The 1,641-nt window shown below is 72.5% G+C and carries 1 pseudogene; it reads left to right on the top strand.

Annotated elements, in window-relative coordinates:
- A pseudogene (locus VAE46_RS09095) lies at nt 1-1,401 on the top strand (IPT/TIG domain-containing protein); the annotation flags it as partial.
- Nucleotides 1,402-1,641 lie beyond the last annotated feature (240 nt).

Raw genomic sequence — 1,641 nt, 5'->3', positions numbered from 1 at the left:
ACCATCACCGCCACCGTCGCCGCGCCGGACTCTGCGGATGGCGCCGATATCGCCGCCGTCCTCGATGCCCCCGGGCTCGGCATCCCCAACCACGCACTGAGCGGCATCACCGTCCATGAGGTCGGCCTCATCAACACCGGCGGCACGCTCGCCATCGGCACGCCCATCAACGTCTGCACCGCGTCCGTCCTCTCCGACGGGCCGATGCAGGCTGCTGGCGAAGCGCAGCCGGGCAATGCCTCGCTCCTCGTCGGCAGCCCGTCGCTCCAGCCGGTCCTCCAGGTCGGCGACTTCACCGTCACCGGCCCCGGGAGCCCCGCCGTCACCGCCGCCGTCGGCTGCGCGTCCGGCCAGTCGGGGGTTCGCTTCACCCCGACCGCTTCCGGCACCTACACCGTCCGGGCCAATTACAACGTCGGCGGCAACAACGTCCTCGACCTCGTTGTCCCCGGCAGCGGCTCGAATCCGACGCCCGTGCTCGATGCCATCTCGCCGACCTCCGCCTCGGCCGGCTCGGCCGCCCTGTCGCTGTCGCTGACCGGGTCGGGCTTCATCGCCGCTTCCGAGGTTCGCTGGAACGGCACGCCGCTGTCCGGGGTCACCTTCATCTCCAGCACGAGCCTCTCCGTAACCGTGCCCGCATCGCTCCTGGCAAATCCCGGCTCCGCCTCGGTGACCGTGTTCAACCCGGCCCCCGGCGGGGGCACCTCGGCCGCGCGCACCTTCACCATCAACCCTGTCGCGACCCGCCTCGCCTTCACCACCCAGCCCTCGAACGGCACCGCCGGCCAGGCGCTCCCCACCCAGCCGGTCGTCGCCGTCCAGTCGGCAAGCGGGGCCACCATCACCACCGACAACACCACGGTCGTCACCCTGGCCGTCTCCGGCTCGGCCACGCTCACCTGCGATGGCGGCCTCTCGAAGACCGTCACCGCCGGTGTCGCCGCCTTCACCGGCTGCCGCGTCACCCCCGCCGGGACCGGCTACACCCTCACCGCCACATCGACGCCGGCCCTCATCCCCGCCACCAGCACCACCTTCTCCATCTCCGCCGCCCCGCCGACCCCGTCGAGCCAGCTGGTCGTCAACACCCCCTCCGGTCCGGTCCCCCGCTCGCGCCTCGCGTTCACGGTCAACAGCGGCAGCCTCGCCCCCGCGCAGGTCGAAATCACCATTCGCCGCACCTCCGACAACCGCTACTGGAACGCCCAAACCGCCACCTGGCAGGTCGACCCGGTGCGCAACCCCGCGGCTTCCGCCGGGAGCGCCGCCTGGACCCTCGCCGTCACCGGCGTCGACCGCCGCCAGTTCGTCAACACCACCGTCGTGGTCGAAGCGTTCGCCGCCGCCGGCTCGAACCAGTACGTCAGCCAGTCCACCGCCACAATCGTCATCAGGTGAGCCCCATGCGCCGTCCCGCCGCTCCCCGGGTCAACCCCTACGGACAGCCAGCCCGGCGAATCAGCATCGCCCCGATGCCCCCGTCCGCGCCCGCCCGCTACCTTCGACCCATGCGACGCCTGCTCGCCTTCACCGCCGTGACCGCGGCCGTCCTCTTCTCCGGCTGCCTCGCCTACGCGCCCGATGGCTCCGTGGCCACGCCGGCCCCGCCGTCCGATAGCGCGCCCTCGCGGCTGCCGC

Origin of the sequence: Tepidiforma sp. (assembly GCF_034433535.1) — a bacterium.
Taxonomy (GTDB): Bacteria; Chloroflexota; Dehalococcoidia; order Tepidiformales; family Tepidiformaceae; genus Tepidiforma.
Note: the sequence above shows the minus strand (reverse complement) of the source record. Positions and strands in the feature narration are given on the sequence as shown.